The following is a 25,676-nucleotide window of genomic DNA, read 5'->3' as shown; positions in this document are numbered from 1 at the left end:
GCTGTGCCGGACTGCGCCGGGCCGCGCCGCCTACGCCTTCGCGAGCATGAACGGCTTGTAGCTCGGGGTGACCGCGCCGGGCCTCTCCACGGTGATGCCGAACTCGCGGGCGCCCGTCAGGCCGCCCTTCAGCTCGCCGAGCGCCGGCGTGTGCCCGTTGGGAGCCGCCCCGAGCTCGCCGACGGCCGTCACGTTGCCCTGTTCGTCGAAGAGCCAGAGGACGTAGACCTTCCCCTTGGGCGGCGCGGGCAGCATGCTGTTGCTCACCGCCATGTCCAGGTCCTTCGAGTAGGTCACCGAGACGTTCGAGCCGTCCATCCGCCCCGAGACCATCGCCGCGTCTGCGGACGCGCCGATCTTGGCCATCATGGCGCCGGAGCTCCCCTCCGCCTGCGCTCCCGGGGAGGCCGACGACGACGCGCTCGCCGCCTGCCGCTCCGCCGTCTTGCCGCCGTAGACCGCTCCGGCGCCGAAGCCGCCCGCGGCGATGCAGAGCGCCGCAAGGAGGGCGCCCGCACGGGCCCTCAGCCTCCGGGCCCGAGGCGGCCTGGAGGACGCGCCGGGAACGGCGCGAGCGGGCCGGGGCTCCTCCGCGGTGCTGCGCGCCGGACTGCCGGCGGTGCTGCGGACCGGGCTGCCGGCGGGAACGGGCGAGACCGCCGCCTCCCGCTCCGGCGCAGGCAGGGCCGAGGATCCGCCTCCGCGCTGGGCGGGGCGCGCGCCGTCGTCGTCGTTCTCAGCGGGACGCTCCTGGGGAGTCTCACGGATCGCGGCGAGGACGCTCGAGCGCAGTCGCGCCGGCGGGGACTCGAGGGGCGCCGTCTCGGCGAGGCGGGAGGCGGTCTCGGCGAGGTCGCGGGCCTCGGCCCGGGCGGCCGGATCGGCGTGGCGCTCGAACTCGCGGGCCTCGGACTCGGTGAGGGCGTCCAGCGCGTAGGCGCCCGTCAGATCGCGCTGTCGGTCATCCACGGCTTCCTCCCAACTCGAGTCGCAAGCGGCTGAGGCCGTCGCGAATCCTGGTCTTGACTGTTCCGAGCGGCGAGCCCGTGGCCGCCGCGACCTCCGAGTACGTGAGGCCGCCATAGTAGGCCAGCTCGATGGCGCGGCGCTGCGCATCCGAGAGGCGGCCGAGGGCCCGGAGGACCGATTCGCCCTCAACGGCCATGACGGCGGACTCCTCGACGTGCTCATAGACCGTCGGCGCCTCCCGGCCCACGCGCTCCTCGCGCTCCCGAGCCGACTGCGAGGCCCGGACCCGGTCCACGGCCCGGCGATGGGCCATGACGGCCACCCAGGAGCGGACGCTGCCGCGCTCCGCGTCGAAGCGGGCGGCCTGCTGCCACAGCGTCACGAACACCTCCTGGGACACCTCCTCCGCGAGGCCCGCGTCCACGAGGACGCGCTTGCAGATCGAGTAGACGAGCGGGGAGAGAGCGTCGTAGAGGCCGGCGAACGCCTCCTCGTCCCCCTGAGCGGTGCGGTGCGCGAGCATGGCAAGGCCCGCCTCCGTCGGCGACGAGGGCTCGGCGGAGGCGGGCTGGGACGAGAGGGGGCCTACTGCCCCGCCCCTGTGCTCTTGTTCATCGAAGGAGATTTTTCCATGGATCCGCCGGACTTCTCCATCGACGGCGACTTCTGCATGGCGCCGTCGCTCTTCTCCATGGACGGCGACTTCTCCATCGCGCCGTCCGACTTCTTCATCGAGGGGGACTTGTCCATGGACGGGCTCTTCTCCATGGCCCCGTCCGTCTTCTGCATGGACGGGCTCTTGTCCATCGAGGGCTTGTCCGAGCCCTTGTCCTGGCCGCCGCATGCCGCGAGGCCGAGGGCGAGGACCGCGCCGACGGCTCCGGCAGCGATCTTGCGGGCGGTGGTCGAGACGGGTGAGACAGTCATGCTTCTCCCTTTCCCTGCTCAGCGGGCGCCGCGGGGACGCCCTCGGTTGGCTTTCACGGGAGGTTCGGCGCGCCCGGCGGGGCGGATTGGAAGTTTTTCCGCTGTTCGCCGCCTGGTCTCGCGGAGCGGGTCGTGGAGTGGCCCGCCGCGGGGCTCGCCGAGGGGCTCGCCGCCTGACCTGGCGGGGTTCCTGGGAGGCAGCTGGGGCTCAGCTGGGGCTCTTCAGGGGCCGCAATCCGTGGGCCGTCCGGCTGCGAACCCCTCGCAGTTCGCGTCCCGACGGAAGGAGCCCCTCATGCTGTCCCTGGCCCTCATCGGCCTGCTCGGCGGCCTCATCACCGGCATCTCGCCGTGCATCCTGCCGATGCTGCCCGTCCTCTTCGTCTCCGGCGGGGCCTCCCGCGACGGCGCCGAGGGCAAGCCGTCCCGGACGCGCCCGTACCTCATCGTGGCGGGACTCGTCCTCAGCTTCAGCGTGGTGACGCTGCTCGGATCGCTCCTGCTCAACGCGCTCGGACTGCCGCAGGACGCGCTGCGGATCGCGGGCATCGCCGTGCTCGTGCTCGTCGGCCTCGGAATGATCGTGCCCAAGCTCGAGGAATGGCTCGAGAAGCCGTTCTCCTGGCTGCCCCGCAAGCACGTCTCCTCAGACCGGGGCGGATTCGTGCTGGGCCTCGCGCTCGGCACGGTCTATGTGCCCTGCGCCGGGCCGGTCCTCGCGGCCATCACCGTGGCCGGGGCCACCGGGCGGATCGGGTGGGAGACCGTGGTGCTCACGGCGTCGTTCGCCATCGGCACGGCGATCCCGCTCCTCGCGTTCGCCCTCGCCGGGCGCGGGCTCGCCGAGCGGATGAAGGCCTTCCGCAAGCGGCAGCGGGCGGTGCGGGTCACGGCGGGCGTGCTGCTCATCGGGCTCGCCGTCGGGCTCCTCCTCGACGCGCCCGCGAAGCTCCAGCGCGCCCTGCCGGACTACACGCACGGGCTCCAGCAGGCCGTGGGCGGAGACGAGAGCGTGCGCGGCGCGCTCAGCTCTGGCGGCGGCGCGGACGGCAAGCTCAAAGACTGCCCCGAGGGCGGCGCCGGACTGCACGACTGCGGGCCGCTCCCCCGCCTCACCCCCGGCGGCCAGACCTTCAACGCCGCTTCTGCGCCGACGAACGAGTCCCTCAAGGGCAAGGTGACGCTCGTGGACTTCTGGGCGTACTCCTGCATCAACTGCCAGCGCTCCATCCCGCATCTCAACGAGTGGTACAAGAAGTACAAGTCGGCGGGCCTGGAGATCGTGGGCGTGCACGCGCCGGAGTACGCGTTCGAGCACGAGGCCGCCAACGTCCAGGGCGCCGTGAAGCGCATGGGCATCCAGTACCCCGTCTTCCAGGACAACAGGTTCCAGACCTGGGACGCGTTCTCCAACCGGTACTGGCCCGCGCACTACCTCGCGGACGCGAAGGGCACCGTGCGCCACTACTCCGTGGGCGAGGGCAACTACGAGGAGACCGAGCATCTCATCCGGCAGCTCCTGCGCGAGGCGAACCCCGGCGTGAAGCTCCCGGCCGAGGGCAGCTCCGTCCGCGACGACACCCCGCAGAGCCGCGGCATCACGCCCGAGACCTACCTCGGCTCGAAGCGGCAGCGCCTCTACTCCGGCGAGGCCGAGTACCGCACCGGCACGTTCCCCGCTGTGAGCTCGGTCAACGCGGACTCGTACGCGCTGAGCGGCCCGTGGAGGATCGAGGACGAGTCCATCAGCCCGCAGGCCGACGGCGCCTCGCTCGTGCTCGGGTACACCGCGAAGTCCGTGCAGGTGGTCGTCGGCGGCGAGGGCACCCTCACCGTGGAGGGCCCCCACGGCACGACGACGCACCGCATCCACGGCGCCCCGGACGCGCTCCGGATCCTGTCCGAGGCGGAGCAGAAGCAGGGCACCCTCCGGCTCAAGCCGAGCCCCGGGCTGACGCTGTACAGCTTCACGTACGGGTGAGGTCCGTCCGCTCCCTCCTTCCCCGCCTCCCACCACCATCGGCGGTTTGTGGCGCGTTTCGTGCAATTTCGACGTCGATTTCGCACGAAACGCGCCACAAATCGGGGGGGCAGTCGGGGCGGCGGCGGGGCGGCAGCGGGAGCGGGAGCGGAGGAAAGTTGTCCACGTTTGGCAGGGAACCGCCGCGGGGCGACGCGTTGCGGTGGGAACCTAAGGCATGTCCGCCACTCCTCCTGATCGCGCTCACCTCCCGCTCGTCTTCACCGCAGCCGAGGCCAAGGCCGCCGGACTCGGCGACATGAAGTCGCGCTCGCCACGGGGCGACCGGCTCTCGCGCGGCATCTGGGCGCTGCGTTCAGACCTGCAGGCTCTTCCCCCGGACCCCGTGGCGGCATGGCGCGCTCGGCTCACCGGAGAGCTCAACGCTCTGGGCCGCATCATGTCCGGCGTCGTCGCAGCCCACGAGACCGCAGCGGCGCTCCACGGAATGCCGCTTCCAGCGGGGACTGACCTCCGACGCATCCATCTGGCGCGCCCCAGGAAGGCGCCCGGCTGCCGCAGAGACAAGGTCACCGTCTGGCGGACGGACATCCCCCTCGACGACACGGTGGAGCTGCCGGGCCTCGAGATTCCCGTGACCTCGATGCGCCGCACGCTGCTGATGACGGGCAGGACATGGTCGACGGAAGATCTCGTCTGCGCTGTGGACTGGATGATCCGTCAGCCGCGGATCTCCTATGAAGACCGGTTCGAGCCCTTCGACTCTCTCGAAGGCCTCGGCGCGTGGTTGGACACGGTGAAGGGCAGACACGGCTCGGTCAGGCTGCGCGAGGCAGTGGGGCTCGCACGCATGGGCTCGGATTCGCCGCAGGAGACCCGCCTCCGACTTGCCCTGACGGAAGCGGGCCTTCCCGAGCCCGCATGCAATCCGGTGCTGCTCGCGCCGTCAGGACATCCGCTTCCGCCGCCGGACCTGGCCTTTCCGCAGTGGCGCGTCGCCGTCGAATACCAGGGCAGACACCACTTCACTGCCGGCCGCTCGGCCCTGGACATCGAGAAGCGGGCTCAGTTCGAGTCCGCAGGGTGGTCGCTCATCGAAGTCCATGCCGCGATGGCCCGGAACGGATGGGCGGCTGCCGTCAGCCGAGTCCGGGAGGGCCTCCGTTCTCGCGGGTGGCCGGGCTGAACCCCATCCCTCGCCCCCTCACGTTTGTGGCGCGTTTCGTGCGAAATCAGGGTCGAAGTCGCACGAAACGCGCCACAAATCCGGTCGGGGTGGTGAGTCGAGACCGGGAGGGCGGAAGTCCGGGGGTTCGGGGTCCGGGGCCGGGGAAGCCGTCAGGCCTTCGCCGCGGCCTCCTCCTCGTCGATGTCCACGCCCTGGGTGAACTGGGACATGTAGAGGCGGTGGTAGGCGCCTTCCCGGGCCAGGAGCTCCTCGTGGCTGCCGTGCTCGACGATGTCGCCGTCCTCCATGACGAGGATCGCGTCCGCGTCCCGGATCGTGGAGAGGCGGTGGGCGATGACGAAGCTCGTCCTGTCGCTGCGCAGCGCCGCCATGGCCTTCTGCACGAGCAGCTCGGTGCGGGTGTCCACGGAGCTCGTCGCCTCGTCGAGGATGAGCAGGGACGGGCTCGCGATGAAGGCTCGGGCGATGGTCATGAGCTGCCGCTCGCCGGCGGAGACGTTGCCGCCGTCGTCGTCGATGACGGTGTCGTAGCCGTCCGGAAGGGCGCGGACGAAGCGGTCCACGTAGGTGGCCTTGGCCGCCTCGACGACCTCCTCGTCGGTCGCGTCGAGGCGGCCGTACCGGATGTTCTCGCGGATGGTGCCGCCGAACAGCCACGCGTCCTGCAGGACCATGCCGGTCTTGGAGCGCAGCTCGGTCCGGGAGAGGTCGCGGATGTCCACGCCGTCGAGCCGGATGGAGCCGCCGCGGATCTCGTAGAACCGCATGAGCAGGTTGACGAGCGTGGTCTTGCCGGCGCCCGTGGGGCCCACGATCGCGATCGTCTGTCCGGGCTCGGCCGTGAAGGTGAGATCGCGGATGAGCGGCTTCTCCGGGTCGTAGGAGAAGGAGACGTGGTCGAACTCGACGCGGCCGGCCACGCGCTCAGGCAGCACGTGGGTCTCGGGCTCCTCCGGCTCCTCCTCGGCCTCGAGGAACTCGAACGTGCGCTCGGCGGAGGCGACGCCGGACTGCAGCATGTTCGCCATGCCCGCGATCTGACCGAGCGGCTCCGTGTACTCGCGGGAGTACTGGATGAAGGCGGTGGCGTCGCCGAGGGTCATCGAGCCGGACGCCACCCGCAGCCCGCCCATGACGGCGATGGCCACGTAGCTGAGGTAGGAGACGAACTGCATGACGGGCATGATCATGCCCGAGACGAACTGCGCGCCGAAGGAGGCTTTGTAGAGGGCCTCGTTGCGCTCGTCGAAGCGCTCGAGCATCTCGTCCTCGCGGCCGAAGACCTTGACGAGGTCGTGCCCCGAGAAGGACTCCTCGATCTGGCCGTTGAGGGCGCCGGTGTTCTTCCACTGCTCCTTGAACTTCTTCTGGCTGCGCGAGCCGATGACGCCCGCGACCACGCCGGAGAGCGGCAGGGCGACGAGCGCCACGAGCGCGAGCTGCCAGGAGACCACGAACATCATGACGATGATGCCGACGACCTGGATGATCGAGGAGAGCAGCTGGGAGAAGGCCTGCTGGAGGGCCTGCTGGATGTTGTCGACGTCGTTCGTCACGCGGGAGAGCACGTCGCCGCGCTGGCGCGTGTCGAAGTAGCCGAGCGGCAGGGCGTTGACCTTGGCCTCGACCCGCTCGCGCAGCCCGTAGACGGCCTTCATGACCATGCGGTTGAGGATGTACCCCTCGAGCCACATGAGGAAGGCCGCCACGAGGTACATGGTGAGCACGGCCATGATGAGCTGCATGAGGCGCGCGAAGTCGATGCCCTGCCCCGGGGTGAAGTCCATGCCGGAGAGCATGTCGGCGAACTTGGACTCGCCGTGCGCGCGCAGCCCCTCGACGACCTGCTCCTTGGTGGCCCCCGGCGGAACCTTGCCCTCCATCTGCCGGCCCATGACGCCGGCGAAGATGACGTCCATCGCGTGGCCGAGGATCCGGGGCGCGACGACGTTGAGCACCGACGCCGCCACGACCATGAGCGTCACGAGGGCCATCCCGAGCTTCTGCCCGGCGAGGAGGCCGAAGAGCTTCTTGGCGCTCGGCCAGAAGTCCTTCGGCTTCTTGGCGGGGGCTCCGCCGAACATGTCACCGTCCATCTCGCCGGGGGTGAACTCCTCGGCCTCGTGGTCCGCCTCGCGGCCGGGCTCGTGGCGGGCCTCGAGCTCCGGCTGTCCGGGCGACCGGGCCTCGTGGCCGGCCTCGAGCTCGGCCTCCTCGCGGCTCACGGCGTGGCTGCCGGCGCCGCCGCGGTTCTGCTTCTCGGCGCTCATGCCGCCTCCTCCGCGCTCATCTGGGACTCGACGATCTCCTGGTACGTGGTGCTGGACTCGAGGAGCTCCTCGTGGGTGCCGCGCGCCACGATCTCGCCCTTGTCGAGGACGAGGATCTGGTCCGCCTCGCGGATCGAGGCCACGCGCTGCGCGACGACGATCACCGTTGCGTCCCCCGTGTTCGCCGCGAGGGCGCGGCGCAGGGCCGCGTCCGTGGCGACGTCGAGCGCCGAGAACGAGTCGTCGAACAGGTACACCTTCGGCTGCATGACGAGCGAGCGCGCGATGCACAGGCGCTGCCGCTGCCCGCCGGAGACGTTGGTGCCGCCCTGCGAGATGGGCGACTCGAGCTGCTTCGGCTTCGCCTCGACGAAGTCCCGCCCCTGGGCGGTCTCGAGGGCGCGCCAGAGCTCGTCGTCGCTGGCGTCCCGCTTGCCGAACCGCAGGTTCGAGGCGATGGTTCCGGAGAAGAGATACGGCTTCTGCGGGACCATCGAGACGATCCGCTTGAGGTCCTCGCGGCCGATCTCCCCCACGGGCACGCCGTCGATGAGGACGCAGCCCGAGCCCGAGTCGTGCAGGCGCGGGATGAGCGAGAGCAGCGTCGTCTTGCCGGCGCCGGTGGAGCCGATGATCGCCGTCGTCGTCCCCGGCTCCGCCGTGAAGGTGAGGTGGGAGAGCACGGGCGCCTCGGCGCCCGGGTACGCGAACGTGACGTCCTGGAACTCGACGACGCCGCGGGCGCGGTCCGCCTCGAGCGCCGATTCCCGCGTCTGCGCCATCGAGGGGACCACCTTGAGGACGTCGCCGATGCGGTCGGCGGAGATCGTGGCGCGAGGGATCATCATCGCCATGAAGGTGCCCATCATGACCGCCATGAGGATCTGGAGGAGGTACTGGAGGAACGCGGTGAGCGAGCCCACCTCCATGTTCCCCGCGTCCACGCGGTGGCCGCCGAACCAGAGGACCGAGGCGGTGGCCAGGTGGAGGATCATCATGATGATCGGGAACATGAGGACGAAGATGTTGCCGATCCGCATCGAGACGTTCGTGATGTCCCGGTTCGCGTCGGCGAAGCGGTTCGTCTCGAACGGCTCCCGCGTGAACGCGCGGACCACGCGCATGCCCGTGATCTGCTCGCGGAGGACGCCGTTGATGCCGTCGAGCTTGGACTGCATCGAGCGGAAGAGCGGCATGAGCATGGCCACGAGCGAGCCCACGACGACGAGCAGCACCGCCACCGAGACCCACACGAGCCAGGACAGCGAGATGTCCTCGCGCAGCGCCATGACGATGCCGCCGATGCACATGATGGGCGTCATGACCATGAAGTTCAGGCCCATGAGGGTGACCATCTGGACCTGCTGGACGTCATTGGTGCCGCGGGTGATGAGGGTGGCCGCGCCGAAGTCGCCCACCTCGCGCGCGCTGAAGGAGGAGACCTGGCGGAAGACGGCCTGGCGCAGGTCCCGGCCGAGCGCCATGGCGGCCTTCGAGCCCATGTACACGGCGATGACCGCCGCAATGACCTGGCCGAAGGAGACCGCGAGCATGAGCCCGCCGACGCGCCAGATGTAGTCGGTGTCGCCGTTCGCCACGCCCTTGTCGATGATCTTCGCGTTGAGGCTCGGCAGGTACAGGGTGGCGATGGTGGAGAGGAGCTGGAACACGACGACGCCGATGACGAGCCCGGTGTAGGGCCTCATGTAGCGCGCCCAGAGTTTCAAGAGCATGCGGTGGTGGCTTTCGCTGCAGGGGTGACGCAGCCCGCGCTCCCCCACTCCGGGCCGCTGGCCGCCGACTGGGCGCGCGGGGCCGTGGCGGCTCAGAGGCGCGAGAACCAGTCAGCGGCGAGGAACGCCGTGAGGTCGAGGAGAGCATGGGCGATGATCAGGGGAGCTAACCTCCCGATCTTACTGTAGAGCGCGCCGAACAGGATTCCCATGGCCAGATTGCCGAGCATCGGGCCGAACCCCTGATACGCGTGGTACAGGCTGCGCAGCACCGCGCTCCCGACGACGACGGCCCACGGCGCCCAAGCCAGCTGCCGCCCGCGCCAGAACAGGTAGCCGAGCATGACGGTCTCCTCGAGGATCCCGTGCCGGACGGCGGAGAGGGCCAGGATGGCGGCGTTCCACGGCGCGCTGCTCAGGCCGCTCGGCTCGATCCGGGCGGTGAGGCCCGCGGCCCGGCCCGCCGTGTAGAGCGCGAGGGTGGCCAGGCCGACGGCGAGGAACAGCGCGGCTCCGAGGGCCAGGTCACGGAGTGCGGCTCGTGCGGGGCGGGCGGGTGTTGTCGTGTGTGCGGGACGGGCGGGCGCCGTCGGGCCTGCGGGTTTGGCGGGCGCCGTCGTGGCTCCCGCCGAGGCGCCGGCCCACGGCGCCGCGGGAAGACCGAGCTTGGCGAAGGCAGCTCTCAGGCTGGGGCCTTCCCGCCAGAGGAGGAAGACGACGAGCGCCACCGGCGCCAGCGAGAACACGATGCCCGCGAGCTGGTACAGGGCGTCGATGAGCGGCACGGCCGAGGCGCGGGCGTTGAGGGCGACGCTCTGTCCCTTGAGGCCTCCCTTGGAGAGCGCATTGGCCAGATCCAGGAGCGAGTAGACGGCGGACTTGCCGAGCGAGAGCGCCAGGACGATCCCGATCTCCCACCGCAGCGCCACCGCCGCGGGGCGCGGCTCGGCCGTGGCGGGGCGGCACGTCGGGGCTCCCCGGGCCTCCAGGCGCGACGCGGCCGGAGCGGTTCGGCGCCTCGAGGTCCGGCGGTGGGTGTGCATGCCACGACTCTATGTCGTCCGCATCTTCCCGGGCGGCGGCGGAGCGACGTCGAGGCGGGCCTGGAGGCGGGCAGGCGCCCACACGACGCCCCACCGCGCCGCCCACACGACGCCGTACCGCGCCGCTCGCACCCTGAGCCGCTTGCACCCCAAGCCGTTCCCACCTTAAATCGCTCGCACCCTAAGCCGCTCGCACCCGAAATCGCCACCACACCCGTTTCCAGGCAGATACACCCGCTTTCGAGCACGATTTTGAGCAGAAACGGGTGCGAATCGACAACGGCGAGCGGAAGCGGGTGTGAATAGTCCGTGACGAGCAGAAACGGGTGCAGCTGGTGGCGCAGACTCGGCCCGACGCAACGAGCAGGTCACGGCGCCAGAACCGATCCCAACGCCAGAGGCAGTCCCAACGCCAGAGCCAGACACGCCCCGCTCCCGACGCGCAGGCGAGCCGTGACCCACACCCGGAATCGCCACCACACCCACTTTCAGGCAAATACACCCGCTTTCGAGCACGATTTTGAGCAGAAACGGGTGCGAATGGACTGCTGTGCACAGAAACGGGTGCGGGACGAAAGGACTCGCATAAAACCGGGTGTCAGCAAGCCTGCCCTGGAGGGCGCGGACGGGCCGCTCCACAGCCGAGCTCAGGCGCCCCGCTGTAGGCCCGACGCCTCACCGTCTCGCCCGCAGCCCCGCAGCCCCGCAGCCCCGCAGCCCCGCAGCCCCGCAGTATATTGAACACATGTCTGCCTTGATTTTCCGCGATCGCGAATCTGCGGCCCACGGCGGAACGAGTGCCGATGCCCCTGCGCCGACCGCCGCCAGGACTGCAGCCCACGCCCGTCTCCTGGCCCGCGAGATCGGCCCGGACGGCCGTCTCGACGCCAGCCGCCGACCATGACGCAGGGACTCTGGGCCATTCCACCGCTGTTGCTCGTCGCCACAGTCCTGCACGGCGAAATCCGCCGAGGGAGGAAGGTCCGCCACGGCTGCGCCCGAGGGCGTCTGCTCCCCCACGTCCGGCACTCGCGTCCCAGTGCGGCGGACGCCGCTATGGGAGCGGCTCTCTGCTGCGTAAGCCTCATGACCGCCGGCTCCGCGCTCCCCCAAGAGTGGGCGCTTCGCATGACGGCACACGGCTTCGTTCCTGTTCTCGCCACCGGAACCCTCCGCGCCTCCTCGCGGTCCCGCAGCATGGCGATGGGGCTGCCCGTTGGCCTGACCGCAGTGAGCATCGTCCTCGCCTGCGCACTCCCCTTCTGAGCCACGCGCCCGACCCCAAACGGGAACCGCCCGCCCGACACCGGACAGGGACCACTCGCCCGACACCGGACAGGGACCACTCGCCCGGCGCCGAACGGGCGGCTGCTTCCTACTCCCCCGCCGTCGCGCTCTTGCGGGCCGCCACGAAGGCCGCCACCGCGCGCTCGATGTCCTCCGAGGAGTGGGCCGCCGAGAGCTGCACGCGGATGCGGGCGGCGCCCTTGGGCACCACGGGGTAGCTGAAGGCGGTGACGTAGACGCCCTGCTCGAGCATCGCGTCCGCCACGCGGGCCGCGAGCGCGGCGTCGCCGAACATGACGGGGATGATCGCGTGCTCGCCGTCGAGGAGCTCGAAGCCCTCCTCGCCCATGCGCGTGCGGAACAGCGCGGCGTTCTCGAAGAGCCGGCCGCGCAGCTCGCCGGACTCCTTGACGAGGTCGAGCGCAGTGAGCGTCGCCTCGACGATCGCCGGCGCCACCGAGTTGGAGAACAGGTAGGGGCGGGCCTTCTGCCGGAGCATCGCCACGATCTCGCCGCGGCCGGAGACGTAGCCGCCGGACGCGCCGCCGAGCGCCTTGCCGAACGTGCCCGTGTAGATGTCCACGCGGTCGGAGACGCCCGCGTGCTCCGGTGTGCCCGCGCCGGTCTGGCCCATGAAGCCGACGGCGTGCGAGTCGTCCACCATGACGAGCGCGCCGAACTCCTCGGCGAGGTCGCAGATCTGCTCGAGCGGCGCGAGGTAGCCGTCCATGGAGAACACGCCGTCCGTGACGATGATCGTCCGGCGGGCCCCGGCGCCGTCGTTCATCTCCTTCACGGCCTCGAGCTGGGCGCGGAGGTCCTCCATGTCCTGGTTCTTGTAGCGGAAGCGTGCGGCCTTGGAGAGGCGGATGCCGTCGATGATCGAGGCGTGGTTGAGCGCGTCCGAGACGATCGCGTCCTCCTTGCCGAAGAGCGACTCGAACACGCCGCCGTTCGCGTCGAAGCAGGAGGAGAAGAGGATGGTGTCCTCGGTGCCGAGGAACTCGGAGATCTTCCGCTCCAGCTCGAGGTGCCGGTCCTGGGTGCCGCAGATGAAGCGGACCGAGGCCATGCCGAAGCCGCGCTCGTCGAGTCCGCGCTTGGCGGCCTCGATGAGGCGGGGGTCGTCTGCGAGGCCGAGGTAGTTGTTGGCGCAGAAGTTGAGGGTCTCGACGGCGTCCTGCCCGAGCTGCCCAGCCTGGATGCGGTTGGACTGGGCGGAGTCGATGTGCCGCTCGCGCTTGTAGAGGCCGTCGGCGTCGATCTGGGCCAGCTCGGCCGCGAGGTCGTCCTTGAATGCGAACACGGTGTGCCTTTCGGGGTACGGGTCAGGGGTTCGGTCCGGAGCGTCCGGGCCGACTGTTCAGACGGTCCGGACGGTCGATTCGGTCGCGGCGGCTCAGACGGTCCAGTCGAGGACGATCTTGCCGCTCTTGCCGTCGCCGGCGAGCGCGAAGCCGTCCGCCCACTCGGACGCCGGGAGGGTGTGCGTGATGACGGACTCGATGCGCTCGCGCGTCACCGGGTCGGAGGACAGCATCGCGGACATCGCGTACCAGGTCTCGAACATCTCGCGGCCGTAGATGCCCTTGAGGGTGAGCATGTGGGTGACGACCTTGCCCCAGTCGATGTCGATCGACGTGGCGGGCAGGCCGAGCATCGCGATCCGGCCGCCGTGGTTCATGTTCTCGATCATCTCGGGCAGCGCCGTCTTGTGGCCGGACATCTCGAGCCCGATGTCGAAGCCCTCGAGCATGCCGAGCCGCTCCTGCGCCTCGCGGATGCGCATCGAGGAGACGTCGACGGCGAGGTCAGCGCCCACCCGCTCCGCGAGCTCGAGGCGCGGCTTCGAGACGTCCGTGATGGCCACGTTGCGCGCGCCGGCGTGGCGCACGACGGCGGCCGCCATGAGCCCGATCGGCCCGGCGCCGGTGATGAGCACGTCCTCGCCGACGAGCGGGAAGCTGAGCGCCGTGTGGACGGCGTTGCCGAGCGGGTCGAAGATCGCGCCGAGGGCCGGCTGGATCGAGGGGTCGCGGTGGACCCAGACGTTCGTCTCGGGGATGACGACGAACTCCGCGAAGGCGCCGTCCCGCTGCACGCCCACGGAGACCGTGCGGATGCACATCTGACGGCGGCCCGCACGGCAGTTGCGGCAGACGCCGCACACGATGTGCCCCTCGCCGGAGACCCGGTCCCCGACCTTGACGTCCCGGACGTCCGAGCCGACCTCGACGACCTCGCCGTAGAACTCGTGCCCGGCCACGAGCGGCGCGTTGACCGCTCCCTGCGCCCAGGCGTCCCACGCGAGGATGTGGAGGTCCGTGCCGCAGATGCCCGTGGTCATGACGCGGATCTTGACGTCGTCGGGGCCCGGCTGAGGCTCGGGGCGCTCGGTCATCTCGAATCCGGCGCTCGCGTCCGGCTTGTACAAGGCGCGCATGGGGCTGGCGGCTCCTTCATCTGGGGAGGGCTCAGGCGAGGCGTCCGAATCCGGGGCAGGTCCACCGTCCCGCCGCGTCCCGCCGGGGTTCCCGCGGGCTCGGGCCGTCACCTGAGCGGTGGCACCTCCAATTGTGCCTCACCTCACCGGATGCGCATCCTTTGCGCTTCCCCTGCGGCGACATGCGCCGTCGGAATGCGCGCGCGCCGCGCCGAGAGGGAGCAAACAGCCGGGATGCGCACCAGGAACGCAGAGCGCCCGCCGACGCCCGTGACGGGCGAGGGCGGGCGCTCTGGGCCGGCAGGACCCCGGCGGCTCAGCTGACGCCGAGCTTCTCCAGGATCATGGCGCGCACGGCTCCGGCGTCGGCCTGGCCCTTCGTGGCGCCCATGACGGGGCCGATGAGCGCGCCGACAGCCTGCATCTTGCCGCCCTTGATCTTCTCCACGACGTCCGGGTTGGCCGCGATTGCAGCGTCCACGGCCTCGCCGATGGCGCCCTCGTCCGAGACGACGGCGAGCCCCTTGGCGTCCACGATCTCGGCCGCCGTGCCCTCGCCCTGGGAGATGAAGTCGAGGACCTGCTTGGCGATCTTGTCGTTGATCTTCTTCTCGCCGATGAGCCCCTCGAGGTCGACGACGTCCTGCGGCCGCACGCCGAGCTCCGTGGGCTCCACGTCCTTGGTCTTGGCCAGGCGGGAGATCTCGCCCATCCACCACTTGCGGGCCGCCGCAGGCGTGGCCCCGGCCGCGATGGTCTCCTCGATCTCGGTGAGCAGGCCCGCGTTGACGACGTCGCGGAACTCCTTGTCCGCGTAGCCCCACTCCTCCTTGAGGCGCTTGCGGCGCACCGCCGGCATCTCGGGGAGGGTTCCGCGCAGCTCCTCGACCATCTCGGCCGTGGTCACCACGGGGACGAGGTCCGGCTCCGGGAAGTAGCGGTAGTCGTCCGCGTCCGACTTCGGTCGCCCGGACGTGGTGGCCTTCGTGTCCTCGTGCCAGTGGCGGGTCTCCTGGACCACGGTGCCGCCGGCGTTGAGCACGGCCGCCTGCCGCTGGATCTCGTGGCGGACGGCGTGCTCGACGGCGCGCGTGGAGTTCACGTTCTTCGTCTCGGTGCGCGTGCCGAACTGGGACGCGCCCTTGGGCATGAGCGAGACGTTCGCGTCGCAGCGGACGTTGCCCCGCTCCATGCGGCCGTCGGAGACGTCGAGCGCCTTGACGATGTCCCGGATGGCCGTGACATAGGCCCGGGCCAGCTCGGGAGCGCGGTCCCCGGCGCCGACGATCGGCTTGGTCACGATCTCGACAAGCGGGACGCCCGCGCGGTTGTAGTCCACGAGGGAGTACTCGGCGCCCTGGATGCGGCCGGTCGAGCCGCCGACGTGCGTCAGCTTGCCCGCGTCCTCCTCCATGTGGGCGCGCTCGATCTCCACGCGGAAGACGGTGCCGTCCTCGAGCTCGACGTCGAGGTGGCCGTCGAACGCGATCGGCTCGTCGTACTGCGAGGTCTGGAAGTTCTTCGGCGTGTCCGGGTAGAAGTAGTTCTTCCGGGCGAACCGGCAGGACTCCGCGATCTGGCAGTTCAGGGCGAGGCCCAGGCGGATCGAGGACTCCACCGCGGCCTTGTTGACCACCGGGAGGACGCCCGGCAGGCCGAGGTCCACGGGGGTGACGTTGGTGTTGGGCTCGTCGCCGAACTCGTTCGGCGCGTCCGAGAACATCTTGGTCTTGGTGTTGAGCTCGACGTGCACCTCGAAGCCGAGGACCGGATCGTAGGCGCCGAGAGCCTCTTCGTATGAGACAAGGTCGGTCATCAGTGCTCTCCTGCTGCGTCGTTCGAGGCTGCGTCCGCGGCCGAGCCGGCCGGCGCCGCCGTCAGGTCCTGGATCTTCCCGAGGAGCGGGCCGCCCCACTTCTCCTCGAGGAGCTTCTCGAGGGCCGCGCCCGCTCGGTACATGCGGGCGTCCTCGGTGGCCGGCGCCAGGAACTGGACGCCGACGGGCAGGCCCTCGGAGAGGCCGGCCGGGACGGAGATGCCGGGCACGCCGGCCATGTTGGCGGGGATCGTCGCCACGTCGTTGAGGTACATGGCGAGCGGGTCGTCCAGCTTGGAGCCGAGCTCGAACGCGACCGTGGGCGCCGTCGGGGAGACGAGCACGTCCGCCTTCTCGAAGGCCGCCGCGAAGTCCCGCTGGATGAGCGTGCGGACCTTCTGCGCGGAGCCGTAGTACGCGTCGTAGTACCCCGCCGAGAGGGCGTAGGTGCCGAGGATGATGCGGCGCTTGACCTCGGGCCCGAACCCGTGGGCGCGGGTGGCGGACATGACCCGCTCGATGGTCACGGGCGGGTTCTCGGGCAGGCGGCGCTGGCCGTAGCGGACGCCGTCGAACTTGGCGAGGTTGCTCGAGGCCTCCGAGGGCATGATGAGGTAGTACGCGCTCAGGGCGTGGACGAAGTTGGGGCAGGAGACCTCCACGATCTCCGCGCCCGCGCCGCGCAGCAGCTCGACGGCCTCCTTGAAGCGCTCCTCGACGCCGTCCTGGTAGCCCTCGCCCTGGAGCTCGGCGACGATGCCCACGCGCAGGCCGGCGAGGGAGCCCCCTCCGCCCGTCCGGGCGGCCTCGGCGAGGCCCTCGAGGGCCTCGGGAAGCGACGTGGAGTCCTTGGGATCGTGGCCGCCGATGAGCTCCTGGAGGAGCGCGGCGTCCTCGACCGTCCGGGTCACGGGACCGATCTGGTCGAGCGAGCTCGCCATGGCGATGGCGCCGTAGCGGGACACGCCGCCGTAGGTGGGCTTGGCGCCCACGGTGCCCGTCACCGCGCCCGGCTGGCGGATGGAGCCGCCCGTGTCCGTGCCGAGGGCCAGCGGCGCCTCGAAGGCCGCCACGGCCGCGGCCGAGCCGCCGCCGGAGCCGCCGGGGATGCGGTCAAGGTCCCACGGGTTGCGCGTGGGCCCGTAGGCGGAGTGCTCCGTGGAGGAGCCCATCGCGAACTCGTCGAGGTTCGTCTTGCCGAGGATCGGCAGCTTCGCCGCGCGGATCTTCTCGATCACCGTGGCGTCGTACGGCGAGACCCAGCCCTCGAGCATCTTCGAGCCGGCCGTGGTCGGCTGGCCCTTGGTCACGATGAGATCCTTGACCGCGATGGGCACGCCCGCGAGGCGGTGCAGGGGCTTGCCGGCCTTGCGGTCCGCGTCCACCTCGTCCGCGACGCTGAGGGCCTCCTCGGCGTTGACGTGGAGGAACGCGTTGACCTTCGGGTCGACCTCGGCGATCCGGTCGAGGTGCGCCTGGACGAGCTCGCGGCTCGTGATCTCGCCCGCGGCGAGCTTGTCCGCCATCTGCACGGCGGAGAGGGTGATGATGCTCATGGTTCTCCTTATTCGCCGTCGAGGATCGCGGGGACCTTGAACCGGCCCTCGGCGCTGTCCGGCGCGCCCGAGAGGGCCTCGTCCTGGGTCAGGGTCTGGCCGACGACGTCCTCGCGCATGACGTTCGCAAGCGGCATCGGGTGGCTCGTGGCGGGGACGTCCTCCCCCACCGCCTCGCTGATGCTCTTGACCGAGTCGACGATGACGCCGAGCTCGCCGCAGAGCTGCTGCAGCTCCGACTCGCTCATCTCGATGCGGGCGAGACCGGCCAGGTGGGCCATCTCGTCAACGCTGAAAGCGCTCATGGGTAATCAGTTCCTTGGTGTTTCAGGGTCTGGATTCTGTTCTCTAGCCTAGTGGCCGCCGCCGGCGTCCTCAGCGGCGGGCCGGATGCGCAGCCCGTACACGAGGAGGCGGATGTCCGTGTCCGGCACGAACCAGTCCCGGAGCGGACGGCCCGTGAAGCCCATCGCCGAGTACATCGACCGGGCAGCGCGCCAGTCCTTCCCGGTGGTGAGCACCACGTCGGTGATCTCGGGGTCCACCTCCGCCTCGTCGATGACGGCCTGCATGAGCGCGCGCCCCGCCCCGGAGCGCTGCGCCTCCGGGTCCACGACGAGCAGGCGGAACTCCAGCTCTCCGGGCTGCGCGATGTCCGCCCACTCGTCCCCGTGGCGGGCGAGCGTCACCGAGCCGATGACCTCTCCCCCGCGCTCGGCCACGAGCACGTCGGCTGCCTCGGCGCGCGTCTTCACGTCCGCGATCTTCTTCATGTACTCGTGCTCGGCGTCGTCGAAATGGCCGGCCGCGAGGTAGCTGCGGACGGTGAAGTCGGCCACCGCGGCGTAGTCCTCGGGCCGGATGGGGCGCACGGTCACGGTCTGGTCCGGGGCGGTGCGGCGCTTGAGCCCCGCGGTGACCCGCGGGAGCTCGCGGTACTCGCCGTCCTGCCGGGCATCCGGCCCCGGGCGCTCGACGACGACGCCGGCCTCCTCGGCGATGAGCGCCCCGGCCGCCCAGTCGTGGGTGTGGATGCCGCGCTCCGCATAGGCGTCCAGCGTTCCGTCCGCCACGAGGCAGAGGTCCAGCGCGGCGGCGCCGAGCCGGCGGACGTCGTCGAAGTCCGGGAAGAGGTCCGCGAACTCCCGCAGCTGGTGGCGGCGGCGCTCGGCGTCGTAGGCGAAGCCCGTGGCGAGGATCTTCCCCGCCCGGTCGGGGTCCGGTCCGGTCAGGGCCACGGGCGCCTGCTCGCCGTCCTGGCGGAACGCGCCCCCGCGCTGGCTGGCCCACCACTGCACGCCGAGCGCCGGGGCCACGACGGACCCCGCGAGCCAGTCCCCGTCCGGGCCGAGGACGGCCACGCTCGTGCCGTAGTACGCGATGCCGCGCACGAAGTTGGCCGTGCCGTCCAGCGGGTCCACGCTCCACTGGTAGCCGCTCGGGCGGGTCGGCACCGTGCGGCCGTGCTCCTCGCCCGTGATGGCGTCCTGGGGACGGGCCTCTGTGATGACGCGGCGGACGGCGTCCTCCGCGCGCCGGTCGAACTCCGTGACCGGGTCCGAGGCGGAGGACTTGGTGCTGCCGCCGAGCGCGCCCAGGCTGAGGGGCCCGGCGGGACGCTCGGCGAGCACCGCGGCTCCGGCCTGGGCGGCGCGGCGGGCCACGCGGAGGAGCTCGGCCGCCGTCGGCGGGGCCTGCGGCGGGGCGACCGCCTCGGATCCGCCTCGGGTCTCGGCCCGGCCCGCGGGACGGCTTTCAGGACGGTTCCGCGCCTGGCTCTGCTTCTCTGTCATTCTGCCTTCCCTCCGTCCGCGCTCTCGCTCGTCTGCTTGTCCGCGCCGGCCCCGGCGTCGTCGGCCTCCTCAGGCCCCTCGCGGAGGAGGCGCTCGAAGCCGTCCTCGTCGAGGACAGTCACGCCGAGGTCCCTCGCCTTGTCCAGCTTGGAGCCAGCCGAGGCCCCTGCCACGAGGTAGTGCGTCTTCTTGGAGACCGAGCCGGAGGCCTTGCCGCCCCGGGAGACGATGGCCTCCTTGGCCGAGTCCCGGGAGAACCTCTCGAGCGTGCCCGTGACCACGACGGTCAGGCCCTCGAGCGTCTTGACGAGCTCGGGGTCCTGCTCGTCCTCCATCCGAACGCCGGCGGCGGCCCACCGGTCCACGATCTCGGCGTGCCAGTCCTCCTCGAACCACTCGACGACGGCGTTGGCGATCGTGGGGCCGACGCCGTCCACCTCGGCGAGGCGCTCGAAGCCTGCCTCCCGGATGGCCCTCATGCTGCCGAACTCGGTGGCGAGAGCCCGGGCGGCGGTGGGGCCCACATGGCGGATCGAGAGGGCCACGAGCACACGCCAGAGCGGCTGCGCCTTGGCCTTCTCGAGCTCCGCGATGAGCTCCAGGGCGTGCTCCTGCGGCTCGTCCGGTGCGGAGGCCTTGAAGAAGTACGGGACGGCGACCTTCTCCCCCGTCTTCTCGTACCGCTTCTCCTCTTTGAGGTAGACGCGCTCGTCTCGCAGCACCATGAGGGGCTTGAGGTCCTCGAGGGTGAGCTCGAACAGCTGCGCCTCGCTCGTCAGCCCGCCGCCCTCCGGCTCCGCGGGCGTGACGAGGGCGGCCGCCGCCTCCGAGCCGAGGGACTCGATGTCCAGGCCGCCGCGGGAGCCCACGTGGATGACGCGGCGCACGAGCTGGGCCGGGCAGGACTTCGCGTTGGGGCACCGCAGGTCCACGTCCTCCTCCTTGGCCGGGCGCAGAGGGGTGCCGCAGGAGGGGCACTCGGCGGGCATGGTCCACTCGCGCTCGGTGCCGTCGCGCAGTGCCGGGACGCTCGTCACGATCTCCGGGATGACGTCCCCGGCCTTGCGGAGGATGACCGTGTCTCCGATGAGGAGGTTCTTGGCCTTGACCACGTCCTGGTTGTGGAGGGTGGCCATCTCCACCGTGGAGCCCGCCACCTTGACCGGCTCCATGACCCCGTACGGGGTCACCCGGCCCGTGCGTCCCACCTGGACCCGGATGTCCAGGAGCTTCGTGTGGACCTCCTCGGGCGGGTACTTGTAGGCCACGGCCCACCGCGGGACGCGGCTCGTGTGGCCGAGGTGGCGCTGCTGGGCGTAGCTGTCCAGCTTGACCACGATGCCGTCGATCTCGTGCTCCAGGTCGTGGCGGTGGCTGCCGTTGCGCTCGATGTAGTCCAGGACGGCCTTGACCGAGTCGAGCACCTCGAAGTGGGGCGAGGTCGGCAGGCCCCACTCCTTGAGCAGGGCGTACGCGTCCGACTGGCTCGAGGCGAGCTCGCCCAGCGGGGTGCCGATGCCGTGGACGTACATGGACAGGCGCCGCTTGCGGGTCAGCTCCGCGTCCTTCTGGCGCAGCGATCCCGCCGCCGCGTTGCGGGGATTGGCGAGCGGGGCCTTGCCCTCCTCGAGCAGCCCGGCGTTGAGCTCCTCGAAGACGGCCGAGGGGATGAACACCTCGCCGCGGATCTCCACCTCCGCGGGCCAGCCCGAGCCCTGGAGGCGGGCCGGCACGTCCGCGATCGTCTTGACGTTGTGCGTCACATCCTCGCCGGTGACGCCGTCGCCCCGCGTCGCGGCGCGGACGAGCTCGCCGTCCCGGTAGAGGAGGTTCACGGCGAGGCCGTCGATCTTGAGCTCCGTCAGCCAGCGCGGGGAGGCCCCGTTGAGGCTCGCCTCGGCCCGCTCGAGCCAGGCGGTGAGCTCCTCCACGGAGAAGACGTCCTCGAGCGAGTACATCCGGTGCAGATGGGTCACAGGGGCGAACGCGCTCGAGACCTCGCCGCCGACCTCCTGGGTGGGCGAGTCGTTGGTCCGCAGGTGCGGGTACTCGGCCTCGAAGCGCTCGAGGTCCCGGTAGGCCGCGTCGAACGCCGCGTCCGAGACGAGCGGCGCGTCCTTGACGTAGTACGCGATCCGCTGCTCCCGGATGAACTGGGCCAGGGACTCGTACCGCTCCTGCCGCTGCTCGTCGTCGAGCGCCGCGAGCGCCTCGGTGGTGTAGTCGGAGGGACGGGGGATGGTCACGTTCTCGCTCTGATCGCTCACCCGTCCATTATCGCGCCTCCGCCGTCGCACCCCATCCCCCGCTTGACTGGGCCTGACCTGACAGCCGCCTGACAGCCGGCTCCACAACGCTCGCGGCCTGATCTCCTCACCCGATAGCGTCGAGAGCGGAAAGACAGAGAACGCTTCACATCCCCGATCCGCTGAGGAGACCGCCTCCATGTCCACGCAGTCCCAGAACCCCCTTTCCCGGCTCGCCTCCGAGCGGCTCGGCGAGCTGCTCAAGTCCGGCTACCTCTTCGCCTCGAAGATGCGCCGCCGGGCCGGCGTCTCCTCCGAGGCGGAGACCCCGGTGGACTTCCCGCTCCTCGGCCGCCGCACCGTGCTCCTGCGCGGCAAGGAGGGCGTCGAGGCCTTCTACGACCCCGAGCTCGTCGAGCGCTCCGGCGCCATGCCCGAGTTCGTGAGCGGCCCGCTCTTCGGCAAGGGCGCCGTCCACGGCCTGGACGGCACCGCGCACTCGGTCCGCAAGCAGACGATGGCAGACCTCGCCTATGAGGACGAGGAGGTGGCCCGCTTCATCCCCCTCATCCGGGAGGAGATGCAGGACCTCCTCGCCGAGTGGCGCGAGGGCCGGGGCGGCAACGTCTACGACGACACGGCGAAGGCGTTCGGCCTCGCCGCATTCCGCTGGGCCGGCATCCCCGCCGAGCGCGCCGAGATGGTGCGCCGCGCGGAGCAGATGAGCCGCCTGCTCGACACCTTCGGCCGATTCCCCACGAACCCCGTCGCCTGGTTCGAGCGCCGCCAGCTCGACTCGTGGGCCGCAGGGCTCATCGAAGGCGCCCGCGACGGCTCCCTCGCAGCCCCCGAGGGCAGCACGCTCGCCCGCGTCGCGGAGATGAAGGACGAGCACGGCCAGCTCCTCGACGCCCGCACGGCCGGCATCGAGCTCCAGAACCTGACCCGGCCAACGGTCGCGGTCTCCCGCTTCGCGGCCTTCGCCGCCGTCGCGCTCGCCGAGCACCCCGAGTGGCGGGAGCGGATCCGCGCCGCCGCGGCCGAGAAGGGCGTCCTCACGGAGGTGCCGGAGGCCGTCGCGTTCGCCCAGGAGGTGCGCCGCGTCTACCCGTTCGTGCCGATGCTCCCGGGCCTCGCCCGGAAGGACGCCACGGTCCAAGGCTGCCCGGTGCGCAAGGGCGACCGCCTCCTCATCGACATCCTCGGCACCAACACGGGCGCGGCCGGCTGGGAGGACGCGGACTCCTTCAACCCGGAGCGCTTCATGGGCGTGGAGAACGCGGAGGACATCGCGGACTTCATCCCCCAGGGCGGCGCGGGCGTCCGGACGGGTCACCGCTGCCCCGGCGAGAAGATCGCCGTCAGCGCGCTGTCCACCGCCGTCGCGGCGCTGAGCGACGAGGGAGTCTCGATCTCGGCCAGCCCCGAGGACCGCACGTTCTCCTGGACCACCATCCTGACGCGCCCGTCCACGGGCGTGCGGATCGGCGGCCGGGACGCGCAGGCTCCGCAGGGCCGCTGCCCTGTTGCGCACTGACGTGCGGACCGGTCCCCGCTGACGGGCCCGGGGGCGGGGCGCGGTCTAGTCGATGCTGAGGCCGCTGCCCCGCCCCCGCGCCACCGTCACGGGCTGGATCTCCCCGAAGCCGCGCACGGAGCGCATGGCCTGCGGCAGGAGCACGTAGCGGTCGTCGCCGGAGAGCACCGAGGCGGTGGGCGCGTCCGTGAGGACGGTCCCGGGCTCGGCGAGCGAGGTCAGCCGGGCCGCCAGGTTGACCGTGGGCCCGTAGATGTCCCCGAGCCGCGAGAGGATGCGGCCCCACACGAGGGAGACGCGGGCGGGCGGGAGCTTGTCGTCGTCGTTGATCGCCTGCGCGAGCGCCAGCGCGATCTCCACGCCCTCCTCCGGGGTCCCGGCGATGAAGAGGACCTCGTCGCCGATCGTCTTGACGAGCCGGCCTCCTCCCACGGAGATGATCTCGGAGCAGGTCCGATCGAACCGGTGCACCAGCTGGGCCAGCGTGCGGTCCGACATCTGCCGGGACATCGCCGTGTAGGAGACGAGGTCGCAGAAGCCCACGGCCCGGGCGAGCGGCAGGGCCCTGTCGGCGCCGGCGCCCGTGCCGTGCCCCTTCGTGTCCGGGCCCGAGTCGGACCGGACGGCGAGCCGGTCCACGGCCGCGTTGAGGTTGCGGCGCCACGCGTAGACGATCGAGCTCTCCAGCGTCTCGATGAGGCTCGGCATCTCGTGGACGAGCCGGCGCCGGGCCTCCTCGTCGGAGAGGCCCTGGTGGGCGATCATCTCCTCGATGAGCGCCTCGACCTGCCAGACGACCATGCGGTCCGTCATCTGCCCGATCGAGCGGGTGATGGAGATCGCGGCGTCCTCGGTCAGGTTCCGGTCCCTCACGAGCGAGACGAGCGTGTCCAGCGCGGTCCGGTCCTGCGGGGTGAACGCGACGTCGTCGTCCGCCGTGTCCGGGAAGCCGAGCGCCCGCCAGAGCTTCCGCGCGGAGAGGAGGGAGACCCCCGCGCCGTTGGCCACCTCGCGCCGGCGCAGCGTGCGCTCAGAGCCGAGGAGGATGTTCTGGAGGCGCTCGACGGCCTCGTCCGTGGCCGCCTGGTCCGCGGGGCGGCTCGCGCCGATCGCGCGGCCGGCCAGCTCGCCGGAGCGGCGGTCGGGGAAGCTGCTCGGGTAGTCGGAGATGGGCGCGCCGGGCCGGATGATCGGCATCGAGAGCGTCAGCGGGCGCGGCTCCTCTTCGGCCGGCTCCTCTCCGTTCGGCTCGGGTTCTTCGCGGGGGACGACGACGGAGCTCATGCGTATCCTCTCTCGGCGCCGGCGGGGACGGGGCCGGGCTGCATGGGGTGGTGCCAGTGGCGCTGCTGCGCCTTCGAGATCGCGTCCACGATCTCCGCGCGGAAGACGGGCGCGTTGGGGACGTCTCTCAGGGTGAACTGGGTTCCCTGCGCCACGGAGAAGCGGAGGGAGGCGGTGCGGGTCATCCGCTGCGTCCAGGCCTGGCGGATGTCCACGCGGTAGACGGCGGGCAGCGGCACGCTGTCCTCGATCCGGCCGCCGACGCCGCGGCGGAGGATGAGCCGCTCGCTCGTGAGGACGTACCAGGTGAAGAGCCAGTGGCGGATCCTCCGCAGGCTGAGCGCGTTGAGCACCCAGAGGGCCAGGGCCGCGCCGATGCATCCGAGGACGAGGTCCGGCAGCGAGCCGGCCGCGGCGAACCGCGTCCCGGTCCAGAGCACGCGCGCCGCGGAGAGGGCCGCGCCGAGCACCAGCACGCCGAGCACGAGCCGGACGAAGGGCCACACGAGCGACTGTCCGCTCGGACGCTCCGCCAGGATGACGTGCTCCCCCTCGCCGAGATGGATCCTCACGCGCCCGCCTCCTGGCGGTCCGCCTCCCGGCCGGGCTGCGGGGTGCGCGGCGCCTCCGCGTCCCGGAGGTGCCACACGTCCCCGGCGTGGACGGTCTCCGTCACGCCGTCCTCGCGCACCACGATGAGGCCGCCGTCCGGGGCGAGGCCGGTGGCGGTCCCGACGACGTCCTGCGCGGGGTCCTCGGCCACGCGCTCCACGCGGACCCGGGCGCCGACGGTGGACATGAGGGAGGCGATGGAGGCGAGGTCCCGGTCCACGAGCACCGTGCGGCTCCGGCGCAGGATCGCGGCCACGAGCGCGGCCGCGAGCCGGTTCGGGTCCACGGACTCGGCCCCCTCCAGCGCGAGCGAGGTGGCGCGGTCCACGGGCAGCTCGCCCCGCAACTGGGCCACGTTGAGGCCCACGCCCGCGACGATCCCGAGCCCTCCCCGGTGCGGGGTGAGCTGGCACAGGATCCCCGCGAGCTTGCGTCCGCCGACGAGGACGTCGTTGGGCCACTTGAGCTCCGCCCGCACCCCCGTCTCCCGGCGCACCGTCTCGACCGCGGCGGCGCCGACGGCGAGCGGCAGGAGGCCGAGGGCGTCCGTGGCCGTCTCGAAGGCCGAGGAGCGGCGCGTGCTCGAGGCGTCCGGGCTCCGCAGAGCGTGGGGGTCCCCGTCCGCGTGGAGGTGCTCGGGGCTGAGGAAGACGGACAGCAGAAGGGAGGAGTCCCGCGGAGCCGCCCACGAGCGCTCGAGCCGTCCGCGCGCCTCGGTCTGGTGGCGGGCCGCGATGACGCACGGCCTCGTGACGGCGCCGCTGTGGACGGCCTGGACCAGGTCCCCGTTCGTGGACCCGGTCTCCTCGAGCACCCGGACGTCGAGCGAGGCCTCGCCGAGCTCAGCGAGGGCGGCGGCGAGCGCGTCCTGGGCGAGAACGGGAGGGGAAGCGGGCATGGATCACATCCTAGCGAGGGGGTCTCAGAGCATCCTGGGCGGCCGGCTCCGCGAGGGGGGCGCCCCGGACGGGCCTCCCCGGCCGGGGCCTC

General features: G+C 71.4%; 20 protein-coding genes. 4 read left to right on the top strand and 16 right to left on the bottom strand.

Annotated features, from left to right (window positions below; translation table 11 throughout):
* Positions 1 to 30 precede the first annotated feature (30 nt).
* The 3 genes from H9I38_RS04545 to H9I38_RS04535 form a co-directional block, all read right to left on the bottom strand.
* Complete coding sequence (locus tag H9I38_RS04545; RefSeq protein WP_226337556.1) at positions 31 to 969, bottom strand: anti-sigma factor domain-containing protein; 939 nt, start codon at positions 967 to 969, stop codon at positions 31 to 33.
* Complete coding sequence (locus H9I38_RS04540; RefSeq protein WP_226337555.1) at positions 962 to 1,492, bottom strand: sigma-70 family RNA polymerase sigma factor; 531 nt, start codon at positions 1,490 to 1,492, stop codon at positions 962 to 964. Before H9I38_RS04540 ends, H9I38_RS04545 begins: the two co-directional genes overlap by 8 nt.
* 62 nt (positions 1,493 to 1,554) lie before the next feature.
* On the bottom strand, positions 1,555 to 1,896 hold the full coding sequence (locus H9I38_RS04535; protein ID WP_226337554.1) for a hypothetical protein: 342 nt from the start codon (positions 1,894 to 1,896) through the stop codon (positions 1,555 to 1,557).
* 295 nt (positions 1,897 to 2,191) lie between these two features.
* Between H9I38_RS04535 and H9I38_RS04530 the strand changes: the two genes are divergently transcribed.
* Positions 2,192 to 3,877 (top strand): cytochrome c biogenesis protein CcdA, encoded by a 1,686-nt coding sequence (locus tag H9I38_RS04530; RefSeq protein WP_226337553.1) that lies wholly within the window; start codon positions 2,192 to 2,194, stop codon positions 3,875 to 3,877.
* A gap of 217 nt (positions 3,878 to 4,094) precedes the next feature.
* Positions 4,095 to 5,063: a hypothetical protein gene (locus H9I38_RS04525; protein WP_226337552.1), complete on the top strand. Its 969-nt coding sequence runs from the start codon at positions 4,095 to 4,097 to the stop codon at positions 5,061 to 5,063.
* A gap of 152 nt (positions 5,064 to 5,215) precedes the next feature.
* On the opposite strand, the gene H9I38_RS04520 is transcribed toward H9I38_RS04525, so the two are convergent.
* From H9I38_RS04520 to H9I38_RS04510, 3 genes are all read right to left on the bottom strand, one after another.
* Complete coding sequence (locus H9I38_RS04520) at positions 5,216 to 7,336, bottom strand: ABC transporter ATP-binding protein (RefSeq protein WP_413463516.1); 2,121 nt, start codon at positions 7,334 to 7,336, stop codon at positions 5,216 to 5,218.
* Entirely contained in the window at positions 7,333 to 9,069 is a 1,737-nt protein-coding gene (locus tag H9I38_RS04515) for an ABC transporter ATP-binding protein (protein ID WP_226337551.1), read from the bottom strand. The genes H9I38_RS04520 and H9I38_RS04515 overlap by 4 nt, the downstream gene beginning before the upstream one ends.
* 92 nt (positions 9,070 to 9,161) lie before the next feature.
* A complete protein-coding gene (locus H9I38_RS04510; RefSeq protein WP_226337550.1) occupies positions 9,162 to 10,112 on the bottom strand; it encodes a CPBP family intramembrane glutamic endopeptidase in 951 nt (316 codons plus the stop codon).
* A 1,128-nt stretch (positions 10,113 to 11,240) separates the two neighbouring features.
* Between H9I38_RS04510 and H9I38_RS04505 the strand changes: the two genes are divergently transcribed.
* Positions 11,241 to 11,378, top strand: coding sequence for a hypothetical protein (locus H9I38_RS04505; RefSeq protein WP_226337549.1), 138 nt, complete (start codon positions 11,241 to 11,243; stop codon positions 11,376 to 11,378).
* Positions 11,379 to 11,487: 109 nt separating this feature from the next.
* On the opposite strand, the gene H9I38_RS04500 is transcribed toward H9I38_RS04505, so the two are convergent.
* From H9I38_RS04500 to ligA, 7 genes are all read right to left on the bottom strand, one after another.
* A complete protein-coding gene (locus H9I38_RS04500; protein ID WP_226337548.1) occupies positions 11,488 to 12,705 on the bottom strand; it encodes a glycine C-acetyltransferase in 1,218 nt (405 codons plus the stop codon).
* 93 nt (positions 12,706 to 12,798) lie between these two features.
* Positions 12,799 to 13,842: an L-threonine 3-dehydrogenase gene (tdh, locus tag H9I38_RS04495; protein ID WP_226337547.1), complete on the bottom strand. Its 1,044-nt coding sequence runs from the start codon at positions 13,840 to 13,842 to the stop codon at positions 12,799 to 12,801.
* 316 nt (positions 13,843 to 14,158) lie between these two features.
* Complete coding sequence (gene gatB, locus H9I38_RS04490; RefSeq protein WP_226337546.1) at positions 14,159 to 15,658, bottom strand: Asp-tRNA(Asn)/Glu-tRNA(Gln) amidotransferase subunit GatB; 1,500 nt, start codon at positions 15,656 to 15,658, stop codon at positions 14,159 to 14,161.
* The gene (gatA, locus tag H9I38_RS04485; protein ID WP_226337545.1) at positions 15,658 to 17,214 is read right to left on the bottom strand and encodes an Asp-tRNA(Asn)/Glu-tRNA(Gln) amidotransferase subunit GatA; all 1,557 of its coding nucleotides are present in this window, start codon (positions 17,212 to 17,214) and stop codon (positions 15,658 to 15,660) included. Before gatA ends, gatB begins: the two co-directional genes overlap by 1 nt.
* A gap of 8 nt (positions 17,215 to 17,222) precedes the next feature.
* On the bottom strand, positions 17,223 to 17,519 hold the full coding sequence (gene gatC / locus H9I38_RS04480) for an Asp-tRNA(Asn)/Glu-tRNA(Gln) amidotransferase subunit GatC (RefSeq protein ID WP_226337544.1): 297 nt from the start codon (positions 17,517 to 17,519) through the stop codon (positions 17,223 to 17,225).
* Positions 17,520 to 17,567: 48 nt separating this feature from the next.
* Positions 17,568 to 19,007: an inositol monophosphatase family protein gene (locus tag H9I38_RS10950; RefSeq protein WP_319002175.1), complete on the bottom strand. Its 1,440-nt coding sequence runs from the start codon at positions 19,005 to 19,007 to the stop codon at positions 17,568 to 17,570.
* The gene (gene ligA, locus H9I38_RS04465; protein ID WP_413463515.1) at positions 19,004 to 21,274 is read right to left on the bottom strand and encodes an NAD-dependent DNA ligase LigA; all 2,271 of its coding nucleotides are present in this window, start codon (positions 21,272 to 21,274) and stop codon (positions 19,004 to 19,006) included. Before ligA ends, H9I38_RS10950 begins: the two co-directional genes overlap by 4 nt.
* 178 nt (positions 21,275 to 21,452) lie before the next feature.
* Between ligA and H9I38_RS04460 the strand changes: the two genes are divergently transcribed.
* A complete protein-coding gene (locus H9I38_RS04460; RefSeq protein WP_226337543.1) occupies positions 21,453 to 22,790 on the top strand; it encodes a cytochrome P450 in 1,338 nt (445 codons plus the stop codon).
* Positions 22,791 to 22,835: 45 nt separating this feature from the next.
* On the opposite strand, the gene H9I38_RS04455 is transcribed toward H9I38_RS04460, so the two are convergent.
* From H9I38_RS04455 to H9I38_RS04445, 3 genes are read right to left on the bottom strand one after another with little or no spacing between them, the layout of a single operon-like run.
* The gene (locus H9I38_RS04455) at positions 22,836 to 24,074 is read right to left on the bottom strand and encodes an adenylate/guanylate cyclase domain-containing protein (protein WP_226337542.1); all 1,239 of its coding nucleotides are present in this window, start codon (positions 24,072 to 24,074) and stop codon (positions 22,836 to 22,838) included.
* Complete coding sequence (locus tag H9I38_RS10945) at positions 24,071 to 24,646, bottom strand: PH domain-containing protein (RefSeq protein ID WP_226337541.1); 576 nt, start codon at positions 24,644 to 24,646, stop codon at positions 24,071 to 24,073. The genes H9I38_RS04455 and H9I38_RS10945 overlap by 4 nt, the downstream gene beginning before the upstream one ends.
* On the bottom strand, positions 24,643 to 25,584 hold the full coding sequence (locus H9I38_RS04445) for a biotin--[acetyl-CoA-carboxylase] ligase (RefSeq protein ID WP_226337540.1): 942 nt from the start codon (positions 25,582 to 25,584) through the stop codon (positions 24,643 to 24,645). Before H9I38_RS04445 ends, H9I38_RS10945 begins: the two co-directional genes overlap by 4 nt.
* Between the last annotated feature and the right edge of the window lie 92 nt (positions 25,585 to 25,676).

This window comes from Arthrobacter sp. UM1 (assembly GCF_020483305.1).
Taxonomy (GTDB): domain Bacteria; phylum Actinomycetota; class Actinomycetes; order Actinomycetales; family Micrococcaceae; genus Falsarthrobacter.
Note: the sequence above shows the minus strand (reverse complement) of the source record. Positions and strands in the feature narration are given on the sequence as shown.

Excerpts from the sequence above, each read along its gene's own strand:
- H9I38_RS04505 (WP_226337549.1), top strand. The coding sequence starts at position 11,241 with ATGACGGCACACGGCTTCGTTCCTGTTCTCGCCACCGGAACCCTCCGC.
- gatC (WP_226337544.1), bottom strand. The coding sequence starts at position 17,519 with ATGAGCGCTTTCAGCGTTGACGAGATGGCCCACCTGGCCGGTCTCGCC.
- H9I38_RS04445 (WP_226337540.1), bottom strand. The coding sequence starts at position 25,584 with ATGCCCGCTTCCCCTCCCGTTCTCGCCCAGGACGCGCTCGCCGCCGCC.
- H9I38_RS04455 (WP_226337542.1), bottom strand. The coding sequence starts at position 24,074 with ATGAGCTCCGTCGTCGTCCCCCGCGAAGAACCCGAGCCGAACGGAGAG.
- H9I38_RS04525 (WP_226337552.1), top strand. The coding sequence starts at position 4,095 with ATGTCCGCCACTCCTCCTGATCGCGCTCACCTCCCGCTCGTCTTCACC.
- H9I38_RS04460 (WP_226337543.1), top strand. The coding sequence starts at position 21,453 with ATGTCCACGCAGTCCCAGAACCCCCTTTCCCGGCTCGCCTCCGAGCGG.
- H9I38_RS04535 (WP_226337554.1), bottom strand. The coding sequence starts at position 1,896 with ATGACTGTCTCACCCGTCTCGACCACCGCCCGCAAGATCGCTGCCGGA.
- H9I38_RS04520 (WP_413463516.1), bottom strand. The coding sequence starts at position 7,336 with ATGAGCGCCGAGAAGCAGAACCGCGGCGGCGCCGGCAGCCACGCCGTG.
- H9I38_RS04540 (WP_226337555.1), bottom strand. The coding sequence starts at position 1,492 with ATGCTCGCGCACCGCACCGCTCAGGGGGACGAGGAGGCGTTCGCCGGC.
- gatA (WP_226337545.1), bottom strand. The coding sequence starts at position 17,214 with ATGAGCATCATCACCCTCTCCGCCGTGCAGATGGCGGACAAGCTCGCC.
- H9I38_RS04510 (WP_226337550.1), bottom strand. The coding sequence starts at position 10,112 with ATGCACACCCACCGCCGGACCTCGAGGCGCCGAACCGCTCCGGCCGCG.
- H9I38_RS04530 (WP_226337553.1), top strand. The coding sequence starts at position 2,192 with ATGCTGTCCCTGGCCCTCATCGGCCTGCTCGGCGGCCTCATCACCGGC.
- H9I38_RS10950 (WP_319002175.1), bottom strand. The coding sequence starts at position 19,007 with ATGACAGAGAAGCAGAGCCAGGCGCGGAACCGTCCTGAAAGCCGTCCC.
- H9I38_RS04515 (WP_226337551.1), bottom strand. The coding sequence starts at position 9,069 with ATGCTCTTGAAACTCTGGGCGCGCTACATGAGGCCCTACACCGGGCTC.
- tdh (WP_226337547.1), bottom strand. The coding sequence starts at position 13,842 with ATGCGCGCCTTGTACAAGCCGGACGCGAGCGCCGGATTCGAGATGACC.
- gatB (WP_226337546.1), bottom strand. The coding sequence starts at position 15,658 with ATGACCGACCTTGTCTCATACGAAGAGGCTCTCGGCGCCTACGATCCG.